General features: G+C 68.1%; 17 protein-coding genes and 1 pseudogene. 2 read left to right on the top strand and 16 right to left on the bottom strand.

Features of this window, described 5'->3' with window-relative positions; genetic code table 11:
• Positions 1 to 108 precede the first annotated feature (108 nt).
• Both E3T42_RS11285 and purB read left to right on the top strand, forming a co-directional pair.
• Positions 109 to 636, top strand: a complete 528-nt coding sequence (locus E3T42_RS11285; RefSeq protein WP_134365339.1) for a low molecular weight protein-tyrosine-phosphatase — start codon at positions 109 to 111, stop codon at positions 634 to 636.
• A complete protein-coding gene (purB, locus tag E3T42_RS11280) occupies positions 633 to 2015 on the top strand; it encodes an adenylosuccinate lyase (protein ID WP_134365340.1) in 1383 nt (460 codons plus the stop codon). The genes E3T42_RS11285 and purB overlap by 4 nt, the downstream gene beginning before the upstream one ends.
• Positions 2016 to 2081: 66 nt before the next feature.
• On the opposite strand, the gene E3T42_RS11275 is transcribed toward purB, so the two are convergent.
• The 16 genes and pseudogenes from E3T42_RS11275 to E3T42_RS11195 all read right to left on the bottom strand — a co-directional run bounded on the left by E3T42_RS11275 (position 2082) and on the right by E3T42_RS11195 (position 15943).
• Positions 2082 to 2348 carry a hypothetical protein gene (locus E3T42_RS11275; RefSeq protein ID WP_134365341.1) on the bottom strand — a complete coding sequence of 89 codons (267 nt, stop codon included), beginning with the start codon at positions 2346 to 2348 and terminating at the stop codon, positions 2082 to 2084.
• Positions 2345 to 2944 carry a DUF308 domain-containing protein gene (locus tag E3T42_RS11270; RefSeq protein ID WP_134365342.1) on the bottom strand — a complete coding sequence of 200 codons (600 nt, stop codon included), beginning with the start codon at positions 2942 to 2944 and terminating at the stop codon, positions 2345 to 2347. Before E3T42_RS11270 ends, E3T42_RS11275 begins: the two co-directional genes overlap by 4 nt.
• A 115-nt stretch (positions 2945 to 3059) precedes the next feature.
• Positions 3060 to 4301 carry a Dyp-type peroxidase gene (locus E3T42_RS11265; RefSeq protein WP_134403031.1) on the bottom strand — a complete coding sequence of 414 codons (1242 nt, stop codon included), beginning with the start codon at positions 4299 to 4301 and terminating at the stop codon, positions 3060 to 3062.
• Entirely contained in the window at positions 4298 to 4822 is a 525-nt protein-coding gene (locus E3T42_RS11260; RefSeq protein WP_134403030.1) for a copper chaperone PCu(A)C, read from the bottom strand. The genes E3T42_RS11265 and E3T42_RS11260 overlap by 4 nt, the downstream gene beginning before the upstream one ends.
• 76 nt (positions 4823 to 4898) lie before the next feature.
• Positions 4899 to 5492: a copper resistance CopC family protein gene (locus E3T42_RS11255; RefSeq protein ID WP_134365345.1), complete on the bottom strand. Its 594-nt coding sequence runs from the start codon at positions 5490 to 5492 to the stop codon at positions 4899 to 4901.
• Between the two features lie 102 nt (positions 5493 to 5594).
• The gene (locus E3T42_RS11250) at positions 5595 to 6215 is read right to left on the bottom strand and encodes a hypothetical protein (protein ID WP_134365346.1); all 621 of its coding nucleotides are present in this window, start codon (positions 6213 to 6215) and stop codon (positions 5595 to 5597) included.
• Between the two features lie 73 nt (positions 6216 to 6288).
• Complete coding sequence (locus tag E3T42_RS11245) at positions 6289 to 7662, bottom strand: NAD(P)(+) transhydrogenase (Re/Si-specific) subunit beta (protein WP_134365347.1); 1374 nt, start codon at positions 7660 to 7662, stop codon at positions 6289 to 6291.
• Positions 7659 to 7970: an NAD(P) transhydrogenase subunit alpha gene (locus tag E3T42_RS11240; protein ID WP_134365348.1), complete on the bottom strand. Its 312-nt coding sequence runs from the start codon at positions 7968 to 7970 to the stop codon at positions 7659 to 7661. The genes E3T42_RS11245 and E3T42_RS11240 overlap by 4 nt, the downstream gene beginning before the upstream one ends.
• Positions 7970 to 9118: a Re/Si-specific NAD(P)(+) transhydrogenase subunit alpha gene (locus E3T42_RS11235; RefSeq protein ID WP_134403037.1), complete on the bottom strand. Its 1149-nt coding sequence runs from the start codon at positions 9116 to 9118 to the stop codon at positions 7970 to 7972. Before E3T42_RS11235 ends, E3T42_RS11240 begins: the two co-directional genes overlap by 1 nt.
• 158 nt (positions 9119 to 9276) lie before the next feature.
• Complete coding sequence (dnaB, locus tag E3T42_RS11230) at positions 9277 to 10668, bottom strand: replicative DNA helicase (RefSeq protein WP_134365349.1); 1392 nt, start codon at positions 10666 to 10668, stop codon at positions 9277 to 9279.
• A 440-nt stretch (positions 10669 to 11108) separates the two neighbouring features.
• The gene (gene rplI, locus E3T42_RS11225; protein WP_134403029.1) at positions 11109 to 11558 is read right to left on the bottom strand and encodes a 50S ribosomal protein L9; all 450 of its coding nucleotides are present in this window, start codon (positions 11556 to 11558) and stop codon (positions 11109 to 11111) included.
• Positions 11559 to 11564: 6 nt separating this feature from the next.
• Positions 11565 to 11828 carry a 30S ribosomal protein S18 gene (gene rpsR, locus E3T42_RS11220; protein WP_035835236.1) on the bottom strand — a complete coding sequence of 88 codons (264 nt, stop codon included), beginning with the start codon at positions 11826 to 11828 and terminating at the stop codon, positions 11565 to 11567.
• Positions 11829 to 11882: 54 nt separating this feature from the next.
• A complete protein-coding gene (locus tag E3T42_RS11215; protein ID WP_134365351.1) occupies positions 11883 to 12386 on the bottom strand; it encodes a single-stranded DNA-binding protein in 504 nt (167 codons plus the stop codon).
• Positions 12387 to 12572: 186 nt separating this feature from the next.
• Positions 12573 to 12941 (bottom strand): annotated as a pseudogene (rpsF, locus tag E3T42_RS11210) (30S ribosomal protein S6); the annotation flags it as partial.
• Between the two features lie 268 nt (positions 12942 to 13209).
• Positions 13210 to 14208 carry a hypothetical protein gene (locus E3T42_RS11205; protein WP_134365353.1) on the bottom strand — a complete coding sequence of 333 codons (999 nt, stop codon included), beginning with the start codon at positions 14206 to 14208 and terminating at the stop codon, positions 13210 to 13212.
• A 304-nt stretch (positions 14209 to 14512) separates the two neighbouring features.
• Positions 14513 to 15943: a CCA tRNA nucleotidyltransferase gene (locus tag E3T42_RS11195; RefSeq protein ID WP_134365354.1), complete on the bottom strand. Its 1431-nt coding sequence runs from the start codon at positions 15941 to 15943 to the stop codon at positions 14513 to 14515.
• Between the last annotated feature and the right edge of the window lie 56 nt (positions 15944 to 15999).

The raw sequence follows: 15999 nt of genomic DNA, 5'->3' as shown, positions 1-15999 counted from the left end.
AGCGAGCGTGCCACCTCCCGGTGGCCGGGCGGGGTCCACCCGCAAGTTCACGGAATGTACGACCGGCGGACGGCTGTGGAGGGGTGGCGGGTGCAACACAATGGAGGTATGGCTTTCGCGTCGATCACACCGGACGAATCGACGCCGTTCCGGATCGTCTTCGTCTGCACCGGGAACATCTGCCGTTCGCCGATGGCCGAGGTCATGCTGCGTGACCTGGTCACGCGTTCCGGCCTGGGCCGGCTGATCACCACCAGTTCCGCCGGCACCGGTGACTGGCACGTGGGCGAGCAGGCGGACATCCGCACGATCACCGCCCTGGCCAAGCGAGGCTACGACGGGAGCCATCACCGGGCACGCCAGTTCGACCCGGCCTGGTTCGACGACCTCGACCTGGTCGTGGTGCTCGACCGGGGGCAGGAACGGATCCTCCGCAACTGGGCCGCCACCGACCGGGACCGCAGCAAGGTGCGCCTGCTGCTCAGTTTCGACCCGGCCCAGGCCGGCCTGCGGGACGTGCCGGACCCGTACTATTCCGACGATGCATTTTTTGACACGGTTCTTGGCATGATTGAGAGCGCAAATGAAGCGCTCTTCGCGCAACTTGCACCCGCAATCCGACAGGGAGTCCGATGAGTCCGTTACCGCCCCAGGTCCTCAGCCCACTCGATGGCCGCTACCGCGCCGCCGTCACCGAACTGGGGGAGTACCTGTCAGAGGCCGGCCTCAACCGGGCTCGCGTGCAGGTCGAAGTCGAGTGGCTGATCACGCTCACCGACCGCAGCCTGTTCGGTTCCGTGCCGCTGACGCCCGAGCAGAAGTTGTCCCTGCGCGCCCTGGTCACCGACTTCGGCCAGGCCGAGATCGATGAACTCGCCACGCTGGAAGCCACCACCCGGCACGATGTGAAAGCCGTCGAATACCTCGTGCGTCGCCGCCTGACCACGCTCGGACTCGACCACATCAGCGAGCTCACCCACTTCGCCGCCACCAGCGAGGACATCAACAACCTCTCCTACGCACTGACCGTGAGTGACGCCGTGCGTGAGGTCTGGCTGCCCAAGTTCCGCGCCGTGATCGGGGCCCTGCGCCTGCGCGCCCTCGACTACCGGGCCGACTCGATGCTCGCCCACACCCACGGCCAGCCGGCCACGCCCACCACGGTCGGCAAGGAGCTGGCGGTGTTCGTCTACCGTCTCGAGCGCCTGGCGAAGCAGGTCGAGAACAGCGAGTACCTGGGCAAGTTCAGCGGTGCCACCGGCACTTTCGCCGCCCACGTCGCGGCCGATCCCGCCGTCGACTGGCCGGCCGTCTCTCGCGAGTTCGTCGAGGGTCTCGGCCTGACCTGGAACCCGCTGACCACCCAGATCGAGTCCCACGACTGGCAGGCCGAGCTCTACTCGCGCATGTCCCACGTCAACCGGGTGCTGCACAACCTGGCCACGGATGTCTGGACCTACATCTCCCTGGGCTACTTCCGTCAGATCCCGCAGGCCGGAGCCACGGGCTCATCGACCATGCCGCACAAGATCAACCCCATCCGCTTCGAGAACGCCGAAGCGAACCTCGAGCTCTCCAGCGCGATCCTCGACTCGCTCGCGGCAACGCTGGTGACCTCGCGCCTGCAGCGCGACCTGACCGACTCGACCACGCAGCGCAACATCGGCGTCGGTTTCGGGCACTCTCTGCTCGCCCTCGACAACATCGTGCGGGGTCTGGGCGAGATCGACATCGACCGGGACGCCCTGGCCCGGGACCTCGACGCGAACTGGGAGATCCTCGGCGAGGCGATCCAGACCGTCATCCGGGCCGAGGTGTCGGCGGGCCGCTCGTCGATCGAGGATCCGTACGCCCTGCTCAAGGAACTCACCCGCGGCAAGCGCATCAACCGGGACGACCTGGTCGCGTTCGTGACCGGCCTGGAGATCGGCGACGCCGCCAAGGCGCGCCTGCTCGAGCTCACGCCCGCAGGCTACGTGGGCCTCGCGGACCCACTGCTCGACTACCTGCCGTAGCGGGTCGCCGCTCCGCGGGTGGCGTGCCACCCGCGGAGCGGCGCAGCTCCCGCGCGGCGCCGCAGGTCAGGGGTTGAGGTTAAAGCCGTGGGTCTCGCCGTCGGTGTCGGTCTGCTCGGCGCTGTTCGGTTTCATGGCGCGCATCAGCACCAGGATCACTCCGAGCACGACGACGAACGTCACGGCGGTGCCGAACAGCGCGAGCAGCACGTCGCGGGTGCTCATCAGCACCACGAGCCCCAGGAACAGGGCCATCACGCCGGAGAAACCGAAGGTCTCCTTGGGCGTCATCAGCGCGGAGCGGCCGGGCTTGCGCGGGGTGTTCTGGGTCACAGGGTGTCCGAATCGTTGGGTGAGGCCGTGAGCGTGCGGGGATCTGGCGTGGACGCCCACTTGAGGGAGAGCCCCGCGATGACGAGGTAGACGCCCAGCATCACGAGGTACGCGCCGAGCAGACCGACCGACACGACCGGGTTGGGCGGGAGCAGCAGGAAGACCAGTGCGAGCACGGCGGTGAACGCGCCGACCACGAGCCAGTCGCGGTCACCTGGGTCGCGCCGCCGGGCACGGATGCCGCTGTACAGCTCGAGGAAACCGGTCACCGCCGCCCAGACCGTGACGAGGTAGAGGAAGAAGCCGAGCCCGCCGGCGTTGAAGGCCAGCGCGAGCGCGCCGGCCGCCATGCCCACCACGCCCTGCAGGAGGAACAGCGATCGCTCGCGGGCATCCGTGAGAGTGCGGCGGCTCAGCAGGCCGACGGCCACGCCGCTGACCAGCGCGAAGGCGCCGAACACGACCAGGCCGAACTGCGCCGAGTGGTTCGCGTTGAAGGTGATGGCGGCTGCCGGCACGAAGGCGAGTGCGGCGCGCACGATCGGCACGCTCCAGTAGCGGGTACCGACGGAGTGTGATGCCTGGGCGTTGGCCACGCGGCGACCTCTTTCATTGCGGGTTGAAGACTGGCCTAGTCTACGCGGCCGGCCCGATGTGCCCCGATGGGCCCGGCGCCCTCCGCCCGGGGCGCCGGCCGGGCCCGATGAGCACTCACAGCAGGGTGTCGCCGATGAAGCCGTCGGCCGCGCAGCCGGGCGGAATGGCGAACACGGCCGAGCCGATCGGGGTGATCCACTGGTTCAGCAGGTCGAGGGTGTCCAAGCGCTGCTGGATCGGCACGAATTGCGCGTCAACGTCCGCCTGGAAGGACACGAAGAGGAGCCCGGAATTGGAGACGGCGGTTCCGGTGGGGGTGTCGTCGTAGTTGTACCCTCGGCGATGGATGCGCTGGCTCCTGTCCTCCGACCGGGCCCGACGCAGGTGGGAGTATTCGGGGATCACCGGGAACCCGAGCGCGGTGGTCGCCGCGAAATCGGGCACGTCCTTCTCCCTGGTTCCCGTCAGCGGCGCTCCGGTGGCGAGCGTGCGCCCGACCGCGGACTCACGTCCGGACCGGTCGAGCTTGTCCCACTTGTCGAGGTCCATGCTGATCCGGCGCAGCACGAAGCCGGTGCCGCCCGTGAGCCAGGCGGGGTTGTCGGCCGGGCCCCAGACCAGGGCGCTGAAGTCGTCCGTGCCGACCACGGGGTTCGCCGTGCCGTCGACCTGGCCGAACAGATTGCGCATGGTCGTGCCGGGCTTCTCCGAGCCGGCTGAGCGGCGGAATCCCGGCTGCACCCAGTGCACGCTCGCGAAGGAGCGCACGTCCTTGAGCAGCATCCGGGTGGCGTGGGCGATCGTCATCGGATCGTCGGCGGCGATCTGCAGCAGCAGGTCGCCGCCGGTCCAGGCCGGCTCGAGCCGGTCGACCGTGAACGCGGGCAGTGGTTTCAGCCAGCCGGGGGCGGTCCCGGCGGCCCGGGCCACCAAGGCGGCCCCGAAGCCGAAAGTGACCGTGAGCCGGGCTGGAACGACGGCCAGTTCGGGTTCGGAGTCGGCCAGGGCGGCGTCCCCCTGGGTCAGGCGGGCCGCATCGTCGGTGAGGATGCGCATCATCCGCCGCAGCCCCGCGCGATCGACCCCGTCTCGGAGGACCAGGGCGACGAAGCTGGCGTGCGCCTGCGGGGCGGTGTCCACGCCCGCCTGGTGCGCGCCGAAGAACGGCACGGTGTCCGACCCGCTGACCATCGGCTCGGCCGTGCGCGCCGGAGCGGCGGCGCCGGCCTTGACGGCGAGGTCGAGGGCGACGGCACCGGTCGCGCCGATGCCGGCGGCGGCACCACCCAGGAGGAGGTGCCGCCGGCTCAGGCGCCGACGCGCCGGGTCGGGCTGTTCCTGCCGTCCGTCACTCACTTGGCGTTGCCACCCTCATAGGTCTCGTTCGCGCCCGTGTAGTCCTTGACCGGGGCCGTGAAGACGAAGCTCGAGCCGTCGGACAGGTTGAGCGTGACGGTGACGTCGTCGCCGGCCGCGAGGGGGGCGGCGAGCCCCATGAACATGATGTGGTTGCCGCCGGGCGCGAGCTCGATCGAACCGCCGGCGGGAATGACGAAGCCGTCCTCCTTCTTCTGCATGATCATGTCGCCGGCGTCGTTGGCGACGGTCTCGTGCAGTTCGAGCATGGGTGCCGCCGGTGACCCGGCGGAGGTGACGGTGACGTCCTCCGCCCCGGAGTTCTCGAGCAGCCCGAAGGCGCCGGACATGCCGCTGTCTGCGGCCTTGACCCAGGCATCCGTCATGCTCAGGGAGCTTCCCTCCGGCGTCGTGTCGGCTGCCGGCGCCGGCGTCTCGGCCGTGCCGGCGCAGCCCGAGAGGGTGAGCAGCAACGCGGCGGCGGCAACGACGAGACGGGTGGGGGTGGAGGTGATCTTCATGAGTGGTTCTCCTGGTGTGGAAACAAGCCGATGGGAAGGGTGATGTGTTGCAGGTGTTTCAGGTGTTTCAGGTGTTTCAGGTGTTTTTGCGGCGTTTGGCGCGCCAGGCGGCGAACAGGGCGAAGGCGGCGAGGCCGCCGCCGGCCCCGATGAGTCCGACCGCGATGAGCGGGAGGCCCGCAGCATCCGACTGGTCGGCGTCGGCGTCGGACGCAGCGCCGGGGCCGGTCGACGGGTTCGGGGCCGCGGTCGCGCCCGCGCCCGGCTCGGACGGCGCCGCCGTTCCGATCGAGAAGGCGAACGCCCCCGACACCGGATGCCCGTCCGCCGACACGACCCGCCAGCGCACCTGGTAGGCGCCGTCCTTCATCCCCGCCGCGAGTGCCTGCGTGGCCTCCGGCCCGTCGAGGCGCATCTCGCCCTCGGCCCAGTTGCGGTCCTCGCTGTCGACGACCAGCACGATCGCACCGATCTCGAGGATCTCGTCGGTGAAGCGGATGGTGACCGTCGATGGCGCGACGTCGAGGCGTTCCCCGTCGGCCGGGACGGTCGACTGGACCTGGTCGTGAGCGGTCGCCGCCGGCGCCGCCGGGCTGAAAACGGAGAGGGCGATCACGATCAGGGTGAGAAATACCGCCGTTGCCGGGCGTCGTCGGGGGGCGTGCGTCATCGAATTACTCCGGTCGTCGAGGTGGGTGCGTGAAGGCGCGCGTGAACGCCGGGACCACACCGGGTCGCGAACGGGGTCGTTCGAGTCAGGCCGAGCGGCGGGTCAGGGATTCAGGGCGCGGGCCGGCGGGCCGCGCCGCAGCACGCTCCCGAGCAGCACGCCGAGGTCGGCCGGCACGAAGACTCCGCCGAAGCCGGGTCGCACGGTCGCGGCATCCGTCTGGATCGCGACCGGCGCGAGGGTCCGGATCAGGACCCGGGTCAGGTGGTTCGTGGCTTCGGCGAGGAGCGCCCAGAAGGTCTTCTCGCCGCGGTAGAGCGCCACGATCGTGACGAGGGCGGCCAGGCCGTGCCCCACCCACATCCAGGCGCTGTCGGGCAGGATGCCCTCGGCGGCCATCAGAGGCCGGGCCGCGGCGTCGGCGGCCACGGTCACGGCGCCGTGGTGGTGGGAGCTCGTCATGGTCATGCCGGAGGTGCCGCCGAGTCCGAACAGCACGTGCAGCAGCAGCTGGCTGACGCCGACGGACAGTGTGAGGCGCAGCAGGGACAGGCTCTTGCCGGCCAGGAACACCGACGCCATGCCGGCGAAGGCGAGGGCGAGGGCGGCACTGAGCAGGCCGGGCGCGTTCCCGCCCGCCGCGACGTGGGACAGGGCGGCGACGAGAACGGCGACGGATGCCGTGAGCCAGCCACGGACGAATCTCGCCCATCTGGTCGTCATGGCTCTCCCTCGGCGGACCCGCTCGGGTTCGGCTCCTGTCTGAACACTACAGCGCCGACCCGAGCACGTTTGATCAGAGCGCGTTGACCGCGCTCAGCATCTTCGTCAGGGAGTCCTTCGCGTCGCCGAACAGCAGCGTGGTCTTCGGGTCGAACAGCAGTTCGTTCTCGATCCCCGCGAAGCCGGGGCGCATGGACCGCTTGAGGAACACGACCTGCCGGGCCTCGCCGACATCCAGGATCGGCATGCCGTAGATGGGTGAGCCGGGCGAGGTCTTCGCCGCGGGGTTGACCACGTCGTTGGCGCCGACGACGAGGGCGACATCCGTGTTCTTGAACTCCGGGTTGACCTCGGCCATCTCCTTGAGCGACTCGTAGGGCACGTTCGCCTCGGCCAGCAGCACGTTCATGTGCCCGGGCATCCGGCCGGCCACCGGGTGGATGGCGAAGACCACCTCGACGCCGCGCGCCTCGAGGGTGGTGGCGAGCTCGGCGATGGTGTGCTGGCCCTGCGCGACGGCCAGGCCGTAGCCGGGCACGATGACCACGCGCTGGGCGTAGTTGAGCAGCACCGCGACGTCTTCGGGGTTCGAGCTGCGCACCGGCCGGTCGCTCTGCGCGGTCGATCCGGCGGTCGAGCCGCCCTTGAAGGCACCGAACAGGATGCCGCTCACGCCGCGGCCCATGGCGGAGGCCATGGCGCGGGTCAGGATCGTTCCGCTGGCGCCGACGAGGGTGCCGGCCACGACGAGCAGCAGGTTGCCCAGCACGATGCCGGAAGCCGCGACTGCCAGCCCGGTGAAGGCGTTCAGTAGGGAGATCACGATCGGCACGTCCGCACCGCCGACCGGCAGCACCAGGAGCGCGCCGACCAGGAGTCCCAGGAGAAGGAGTGCGATGGCCCATCCGGTCGCGCCCGTCGCGACGACGAAGCCGCCGGCCACGAGAGCCGCCAGAACGATGGCACCCATCACGACGGCGAGGCCGGGGAAGATGAGCGGCCGCGAGCTGATCAGGCCCTGCAGTTTGCCGACCGTGACGGCCGAGCCGGAGAAGGAGACCGCGCCGACGAGCATGGTGAACACCACGGCGACCTTGACCCAGGGGCCCTCGCTGTTGCCGAGTTCGAGCACCGCGACGAGCGCCGCGGCGCCGCCGCCGACCCCGTTAAACAGGGCGACCAGCTGGGGCATCTGCGTCATCTCCACGCGCCGAGAGATCGGGGCGGCGATCGCCGAGCCGACCGCGATGGCGATCAGGATGGCCGGGATGTTGTCGAGCCGGGCCGACAGGAAGACGGTGATCACGGCGAGGAGCGCACCGGCGGCACCGATCAGGTTGCCGCGGCGGGCGGTCTTCGGCGAGGAGAGCCCCTTGAGGGCGAGGATGAAGCAGACCGCGGCGATCAGGTAGAGGATGCTGGTCCACTCCGGCGAGAGAAGGCTCATTTCGTGGCATCCTTCGTGTCGGCGCCGGCCGGTTTGCGCGGCGCGAACATTTTGAGCATCCGGTCGGTGACGACGAAGCCGCCGACCAGGTTGGCGGTGGCCAGAACCACGGCGATTAGAGCGACCGTCAGGAGCCAGAGGTTGAGGGTCTGGCCGGCGACCGTGATGGCGCCGATCAGGATGATGCCGTGGATCGCGTTGGCGCCACTCATCAGGGGGGTGTGCAGGGTGCTGGACACCTTCGAGACGACCTCGAAGCCGACGAAGACCGCCAAGACGACGACTGTCAGCAAAGTGATCGGATCCATCAGTGTTGTTCTCCTGTCAGGGCCGTGGCCGTCGGCTCGTGCCGGATCGTGCCGCCGTGCGTCAGGCAGGCCCCGGCAACGACCTCGTCCGTGAAATCGGGGGAGACCGTGCCGCTTTCGGTCATCAGGGCGAGCAGGTTGGCCACGTTCTTGGCGAAGAGCCGGGACGCGTCGGCGGGCATCGTCGAGGGTGCGTCCTTCATTCCGACCAGGGTGACGGTGCCGTCCCCGGTGCGGGTGGGCACCTGGGTGTCCCGCCCCGCGACGACGCCCTCGACGTTGCCGCCGGTCTCGGCGGCAAGGTCGATCACGACCGAGCCCATCCGCATGGCCGTGACCATGTCCTGCGTCACGAGCAGCGGGGCCGGGCGGCCCGGGATGGCGGCCGTGGTGATCAGCACGTCGGCGGCGGCCACGTGGGGCGCCAGCAGTTCCCGCTGTCGCACCGACCGATCCTCGCTGAGTTCGCGGGCGTACCCGCCGGTGCCTTCCACGGCGTCCAGGTCGAGGGTGATGAAGGTTCCGCCCATCGAGGTCACCTCGTCCGCCGAGGCCGGGCGCACGTCGTACGCGGAGACCCGGGCGCCAAGGCGCTTGGCCGTGGCGATGGCCTGCAGGCCGGCGACGCCCGCGCCCAGCACGAGCACGCGCGCCGGCGGGATCGTGCCGGCGGCGGTCATGTAGAGCGGGAAGAATCGGGGGAAGCGGATGGCCGCCTCGAGCACCACGCGGTAGCCGGAGACGAGGGCCTGGGAGGTCAGGGCGTCCATCGACTGGGCGCGGGAGATGCGCGGCACCAGCTCGAGGGCGAACGAGGTGACGCCCGCGGTGGCCAGTGCGGCGACGGTGGGAAGCTCGGAGGCGGGGGAGGCCAGGCCGATCGTGATCGTGCCGGAACGGAGGCCGCCGACGAGGTCGGGGCTGAGGGGGCGCACGTGGCAGAACACGTCGAGCTCGCCGAGGCCCAGTTCGGGAACGACGGTGGCGCCGGCATCCGTGTACGAGCCATCGGGATGCCCGGATTCGGAGCCCGCACCGGACTCGACCAGAACCTCGAGTCCGAGGGCCGTGAGCTGGGTCACCGTCTCGGGGGTGGCCGCGACGCGGCGCTCACCCTGCAGACGTTCTCGCCTGATGCCAACCTTCACGCGCATGTCTCCTTAGCGGCGGACGCGAGAGCGAGAACGGATCGATCCGAACTGGGGCGGCACTTGCATCTTCCGTTCGTAGCGTAGCGGTGATCACTTGCCGGCCGGAGAATATGACCGGCGGCAGAATCGATCCGGCCCGTGGCCGAATGGGCCTGCTACGCGCCCGGAACCATGTCGGCGAAGCGGGAGTAGTGGCCGTGGAACGCGACGGTCACCGTGCGGGTGGGGCCGTTTCGGTGCTTCGCCACGATCAGGTCGGCCTCGCCGGCGCGCGGGTTGTCTTTCTCGTACGCGCTCTCACGGTGCAGCAGGATGACCATGTCGGCGTCCTGTTCGAGGGAGCCCGACTCGCGGAGGTCGGAGATGGCCGGCATCTTGTCGGCACGCTGCTCGGGACCACGGTTGAGCTGGGAAAGCGCGATGACGGGAACCTGGAGTTCCTTGGCCATCAGCTTGAGCGCCCGGGAGAACTCGCTGACCTCCTGCTGGCGCGACTCGACCTTTTTGCCCGACGTCATCAGCTGCAGGTAGTCGATGATGACCATCTTGAGGCCGACCCGCTGCTTGAGCCGGCGGCACTTGGCCCGGATCTCCACCAGCGTCATGTTGGGGCTGTCGTCGATGTAGAGCGGGGCGTCGTTGATGCGGCCGCGCGTGGCGGCGATGGTGGTCCAGTCGCGGGCGTCGACGGCACCCTTGCGCATGCTCTGCAGGGGCACGGATGCCTCGGCCGCGAGCAGGCGCATGGCGATCTCACTGCGTCCCATTTCGAGGGAGAAGAAGATGCTGGGCATGTCGTGCTTGATTGAAGCCGCCCGGGCGAAGTCGAGGGCCAACGTGGACTTACCCAGCGCCGGTCGCGCGGCGACGATGATCAGCTGGCCGGGGTGGAATCCGTTGGTGAGCTCGTCCATGTCGGCGAAGCCGGTCGGCACACCGGTCATCTGGCCGTCTTTGAGCTTGGCGGCCTCGATCTCCTCGATCGCGGCCGTGACCGCGTCGGTGAGGGGCACGTAATCTTCGGTCTCGGTGCCTCCGGTGACGGAGTAGATCTCGGCCTGGGCGTTGTTCACCAGGTCGAGCACCTCGCCCTCGCCGGAATAGCCCATCTGTGCGATGCGGGTGCCGGCCTCGACCAGGCGGCGCAGCAGGGCGCGTTCGGCGACGATCGAGGAGTAGAAACCGGCGTTGGCCGCGGTCGGAACCAGGCTGGTCAGCGTGTGCAGGTAGTCCGCGCCGCCGGCCCGGGACAGCTCGCCCAGTTTGGTGAGTTCGTCGGTGACGGCGATGACATCGGTGGGCTCGCCCTGCGCGTAGAGGGAGAGGATCGCGTCGAAGATGATCTCGTGCTTGGGGATGTAGAAGTCGGCGGCCCGGACGGTTTCGACGACGTCGGCGACGGCGTCCTTGCTCAGCATCATGCCGCCGAGCGCGCTCTGCTCGGCGAGGAGGTCGTGGGGGAGCGTGCGCTCGGTGTGCCGGGCTTCCATTCCGCCGCGCTGGTCACTCCCGCGCTTATCTGCCAGACCCAGGTGAGCGATCGACACTCGTGCCTCCTTCTGCTCGTGGTGCTGGTCTATCAGGGCCCACTGACACCGACTGCCGGCACCCCTCGCACACCTCGATTGTGGCCGCCTGCCCACCCTACGTACCCGGTTCGGCCGCTCCAAAACGGGCTGTGGATAACCCTGTGGAGAATCTGGGCGAAACGCCGCGTGTCTTGTGCACAACCTGTGCACTGTCCTGTGGAAAACTTAAGAATTTCCCGTAAAAAATGCATTTTGATCAGGCTTTTATACTATTCACAGCTCTGTGGGAAAACTAATCTAAACAATGTGTTGAAGCTTCATGTGCTGTGAGCAAACCTGTGTACAAAGGCTCATTTTCAAGATCTGAAATCACCCCTGAACAGGGTGAGCGGGACAGCTTAAAAAGGTGTAGCGGCGGAGCTCCATTCGGAGCCCGCCGCTACACCTCGAGGGTGATGCTATTTGGCGGCTACCACCAGCAGTGTGATGGTGGCGCTCAGTTCGTCGCGAAGACGAACCGTTGCCTGGTGCTCACCGGTCATCTTGATCGGGCTGAGCTCGATCTTGCGCTTGTCGATGGCGCCGAGACCGGCTGCCGCCACTGCTTCGGCAACATCCGTGGTCTTGACGGAGCCGAACAGGCGTCCGCCTTCGCCGGCCTTGACGACCAGCTTGACCTTGGTGTTCTCGAGTGCAGCCTTGAGTGCCTGTGCCTCTTCGAAGGTGGCGTGCTCGCGGGCGACGCGAGCAGCTTTGATCTGTTCGATCTGCTTCTCGCCACCGCGGGTCCAGGAGACAGCGAAGCCCTGGGGGTAGAGGTAGTTGCGGGCGTACCCGTTCTTGACCTCGACGATGTCACCGGGTGCACCGAGGCCGGAGACCTCGTGCGTCAGAATGATTTTTGACATGAGGTCCTACCTGCCTGAACCGGCGTAGGGGAGCAACGCCATTTCGCGAGCGTTCTTGACGGCGCGGGCGATGAGGCGCTGTTCCTGAACGGAAACACCGGTGATGCGACGGGCGCGGATCTTTCCACGCTCGGAGATGAACTTGCGAAGGGTGGGGACATCCTTGTAATCGATGACACCAACCCGGATGGACTTCGCGGGAGCGGCGTTCTTGCCACCCTTAGCTCCGCGGAGCGGCTTGCGGCGGTCGCCGCTCGACTTTCCAGCCATGATTTCCTTACTTTCTTATGAAGTGTTTTTCAGCCGACTGCCCGGAGGCTCGGCTTAGAAGGGTGTCTCGTCGCTGAAGTTGCCCGGGGTGCTCCAGACATCTCCGCCGGTGTTCGCGGCGGGGGCGCTGGCGGCCCAGGGCTCGTCGTTCCCGGAGACGGCAGGTGCGCCGCCGCCACGGGGGGAGGACGATGACTGCGCTCGAGTGAGCTGAGCGGTGGCGTATTTCAGCGAAGGACCGATTTCATCGATCTCGAGCTCCATGCTCGTTCGCTTCTCGCCTTCCTTCGTCTCATACGAACGCTGCTTGAGACGCCCGGTAGCGATGACACGGGTACCCTTGGTCAGCGAACCAGCCACGTGCTCGGCGAATTCACGCCAAACGCTCGCGCGCAGGAAGAGCGACTCGCCATCTTTCCACTCACTCGTAGCGCGATCGAAATTGCGCGGAGTGGAAGCGATGGTGAAGTTGGCAACCGCCAGCCCGTTCTGCGTGTAACGCAGTTCCGGATCGCTGGTGAGGTTGCCCACCACGGTAATTACGGTCTCGCCGGCCATGGGCTACTTGTCGCTTGCCTTGTCGGCAGCAACGGGAGCCTCAGCCTCTGCCGCAGCAGGAGCGTCGGCGACCGGAGCTTCGACCTTGGCCGGAGCAGCCTTGACCGCTGCAGCAGCAACCGCCGAGGCGGGCTTTGCGGACGCGGCGACCTTGGCGGTCGGAGCGGCAGCGGCGGCTTCAGCCTTCGCAGCAATGACCTTCGGGTTGGCTGCCTTGCGGGCGGCCTTCTCGGCGGCAAGCTTGCTTGCGACGGCAACCTGGGCGATGCCTTCTTCTGCGCGAAGAACCTTTGTGCGCATGACGGCTTCCGACAGCTTCAGCTGGCGGTCGAGCTCGGCCGTGGCAGAAGCGTTCGCGGTGAAGTCGACGACGGCGTAGATGCCTTCTGACTTCTTGTTGATCTCGTAGGCGAGACGGCGGCGACCCCAAACGTCAACCTTGTCAATGGTTCCACCATCGTTGCGAACAACGTTGAGGAACTTGTCAAGGCTGGGAGCTACGGTGCGCTCATCGATCTCGGGATCGAGGATAACCATCAACTCGTACTGATGCATGACTAACCCACCTCCTTCGGACTAAACGGCTGCAGAATCTCTGCAACAGGAGGGTTGTGCATGTGTCGAAAACGGAGGCCGGGAATCCGGCGCGTAGACAACCTGCCAAGACTACCGGATGCCGCGGCGATCCGCCAACGCTCCGGCGCGGCGCCCTCCGCGCCGACGCTCATCGTTCCGGGAGAGTCGCCGAGTTCGACGTTTCCGGACGAGGTCGCCACGTGCGCCGGTCGAACTCGACCGGAAGTGCCGAACTCGGTGCGGCGGCTCATCGTTCCGGCCTCAGCCCGGCACCGATCAGAACCGCGCGGAGCCGAACAGGACTCACCGCGACATCCCACAGCCAGCGCACCATTCCTCGATCCGGCCCTCCAGCCGGCGCGCGCAGGCGGTCCTCTCGCACCTTCTCGTCCCACACGACCTCTTGGATTGTGCGGCCGGCCATGTACTGGTCGCGTGTGTACTTGACCTTCCCGTCGAACTCGCCCAGGAGAGTCACTCGGCGAACATTGTGTCGGGCGTGCCACCTGAAATCCACTTTGTCTTCCCCTCCGGCCGGCCGAAGGTAAGCCACCTGCAGCTCCGGCGCGGGCAGCCCGGCCAGGTAGATGTTCGCGCGGCTCACCGATTCTCCGGCGGAACCGGATTGCCCGTCCGCGAACGCGGCAGCCAGGCGTGCGCCGCGGCAGCCGCGCACCGCACCCAGCCGGGTGACCGCCTCCTGGAATTCAGCGTGGGTGATGTCCTGCTCGCGAGAGCCACTCGGCAGCACGAACGGCGTCCGGAGGCCGGCGTCCAGGGCGACGACGGCGGCTGCGAATCGTTCGGTTCGCGCAAGATCGACCATCGTGCGTAATCGGCTCGTCACGAGGAAGCCGTTGATCTCGACGACCTCGTCATCGTCGATGCGGTCGTAGTGCCAGACGACACCATTGCGCGCATGGCGATGAGCATCGCCGCCGCACATCAGGTGAACCTCGGCGGGCCACCGGCCCAGCACGGGAAGGCCCCAGATCCGGGCGGCCGACAGGTGCGAGAGAACCGGCCGGGAACGGCGTGTCAGGACGACCGCCTGAATGCGAAGCAGATACCGGGCGTCGTCGTCCGCGGCGGCCCACACCGGAGACGACACATAGATGCCCCGGAGGAGCCTCTCCTGCTCACCCGCCGTGACCCCCCGCCGCAGGGCTCGGCCGTCGTGACCGATCAGCTCCTGGTCGCTGGTGCGCCGGAGGTCAGTTCGATAGGGAAAATCGCGATTATCCACGCCCCCGATGCTGGCCGAGCCGCGCGGCGCCCGGCCGGCAATGCGGCGGACGGTGAACGAACCCAGGTCGGCACATCCTGTGGAGGGGAAGACGGATGCGCCGAGCTCGCCAGTTGCGGTCGAGTTCGCCCGGCACACCTGCCGACGTCGACCGGAAGTGGCGACCTCGACGCGAGCGGAGCCGGGTCGACTCGGGCCGCGTCGACCCGGGGCCGGTCGCGCCCGGCAAGCCCGGCAAATCCGGCAAGTCCGGCAAGTCCGGCAAGTCCGGCAAGTCCGGCCAGTCCGGCCAGTCTGGCCAGGCCTACCGGGCCCGAGCGGCCCACCAGGCGGTCAGGCGGCGGGTGGCCTCTTCCTCGCCGAGGGGTCCGTCGTCCAGCCGCTGCTCCAGCAGGAAGCGGTAGGCCTCGCCCACCTCACGGCCCGGCGAAACGCCGAGGATCGCCATGATCTGCTGTCCGTCGAGATCGGGGCGCACGGCCGCCATCTCTTCCTGCTCGGCGAGTTCCTTGATGCGCTGTTCCAGGTCGTCGTAAGCGAAGCCGAGCCGGTCGGCCTTGCGACGGTTGCGGGTGGTCACGTCCGCCCGGGTCAGGATGTGCAGTCGTTCCAGCTGGTCGCCGGCATCCCTCACGTAGCGGCGCACGGCGGAATCGGTCCAGGCGCCCTCGGTGTAGCCGAAGAATCGCAGGTGGAGTTCGATCAGGCGGGCCACCGCCGAAATGGTGTCGTTGTCGAACCGCAGGGCGCGCAGGCGCTTCTTCGCCAGCTTCGCCCCGACCAGGTCGTGGTGGTAGAAACTGACCACGCCGCCCGGCTCGAGCTTGCGCGTGGCCGGTTTGCCGGTGTCGTGCATGAGCGCCGCGAGCCGCACGATCAGGTCCGGCCCGTTGAAACTGGCGCGGGACTTCTCGTAGCCGATGGCCTGGTCCAGCACGGTGAGGGTGTGCTGGTAGACATCCTTGTGGTGATGGTGCTCGTCGATCTCGAGCCGCAGTGCCGGAATCTCCGGCAGCACCCGGCCGAACAGGCCGGTGTCCACCAGGAGTTCGATTCCGACCCGCGGGCTGTCCGACTTCAGCAGCTTCGACAGCTCGTCACACACGCGCTCGGCCGAGATGTTCAGGATGCGGTCCGCCATCGCTTCCATCGCGACCCTGGTGTCCGCGTCGAGGCTGAATCCCAGCTGCGCGGTGAACCGGGCGGCCCGCATCATCCGCAGCGGATCGTCGCCGAAGGACCGCTCCGGCGAAATCGGGGTGCGCAGAATTCCGGCCAGAAGATCAGCGATGCCGTTCGCCGGGTCGACCAGGGCCAGTTCCGGCAATCGGAGGGCGAGGGCGTTGACCGTGAAGTCGCGGCGCAGCAGGTCGTCCTCGAGGCTGAGGCCGAAGACGACCTCCGGTTTGCGGGTCTGGCCGTCGTAGCTGTCGGCCCGGTAGGTGGTGATCTCCACGGTCTCACCGGCGACCAGGGCGCCGATCGTGCCGAACGCGCGGCCGATGTCCCAGTGGGCGTCGGAGATGGGCTTGACCACCTTGAGGATCTCGTCCGGGGTGGCATCCGTCGTGAAATCGAGGTCGTGGATCGGCCGGTCGAGGAACGCGTCGCGCACCGGGCCGCCGACGAGGGCGAGTTCATGGCCGGCCGCGGAAAACGCGTTCGCCAGTCGGGAAACGGTGGGGCTGGCAGCCAGGTCGCCCAGCCGCGTGAGGGCTGTCGCGACGCTCTGCATGCCCCCCATGTTAGTTGCCGGCGGCGGTCCGGACGTGCCCGCGCAGTGTTATCCCA

Origin of the sequence: Cryobacterium sp. TMT4-10 (assembly GCF_004403275.1) — a bacterium.
GTDB lineage: Bacteria > Actinomycetota > Actinomycetes > Actinomycetales > Microbacteriaceae > Cryobacterium > Cryobacterium shii.
The sequence above is the reverse complement of the archived record's forward strand: the minus strand, read 5'-3'. Positions and strand labels throughout refer to the sequence as shown.

Excerpts from the sequence above, each read along its gene's own strand:
- purB (WP_134365340.1), top strand. The coding sequence starts at position 633 with ATGAGTCCGTTACCGCCCCAGGTCCTCAGCCCACTCGATGGCCGCTAC.
- E3T42_RS11250 (WP_134365346.1), bottom strand. The coding sequence starts at position 6,215 with ATGACGACCAGATGGGCGAGATTCGTCCGTGGCTGGCTCACGGCATCC.
- E3T42_RS11240 (WP_134365348.1), bottom strand. The coding sequence starts at position 7,970 with ATGGATCCGATCACTTTGCTGACAGTCGTCGTCTTGGCGGTCTTCGTC.
- E3T42_RS11215 (WP_134365351.1), bottom strand. The coding sequence starts at position 12,386 with ATGGCCGGCGAGACCGTAATTACCGTGGTGGGCAACCTCACCAGCGAT.
- E3T42_RS11245 (WP_134365347.1), bottom strand. The coding sequence starts at position 7,662 with ATGAGCCTTCTCTCGCCGGAGTGGACCAGCATCCTCTACCTGATCGCC.
- rplI (WP_134403029.1), bottom strand. The coding sequence starts at position 11,558 with ATGTCAAAAATCATTCTGACGCACGAGGTCTCCGGCCTCGGTGCACCC.
- E3T42_RS11195 (WP_134365354.1), bottom strand. The coding sequence starts at position 15,943 with ATGCAGAGCGTCGCGACAGCCCTCACGCGGCTGGGCGACCTGGCTGCC.
- rpsR (WP_035835236.1), bottom strand. The coding sequence starts at position 11,828 with ATGGCTGGAAAGTCGAGCGGCGACCGCCGCAAGCCGCTCCGCGGAGCT.
- E3T42_RS11285 (WP_134365339.1), top strand. The coding sequence starts at position 109 with ATGGCTTTCGCGTCGATCACACCGGACGAATCGACGCCGTTCCGGATC.
- E3T42_RS11260 (WP_134403030.1), bottom strand. The coding sequence starts at position 4,822 with ATGAAGATCACCTCCACCCCCACCCGTCTCGTCGTTGCCGCCGCCGCG.
- E3T42_RS11255 (WP_134365345.1), bottom strand. The coding sequence starts at position 5,492 with ATGACGCACGCCCCCCGACGACGCCCGGCAACGGCGGTATTTCTCACC.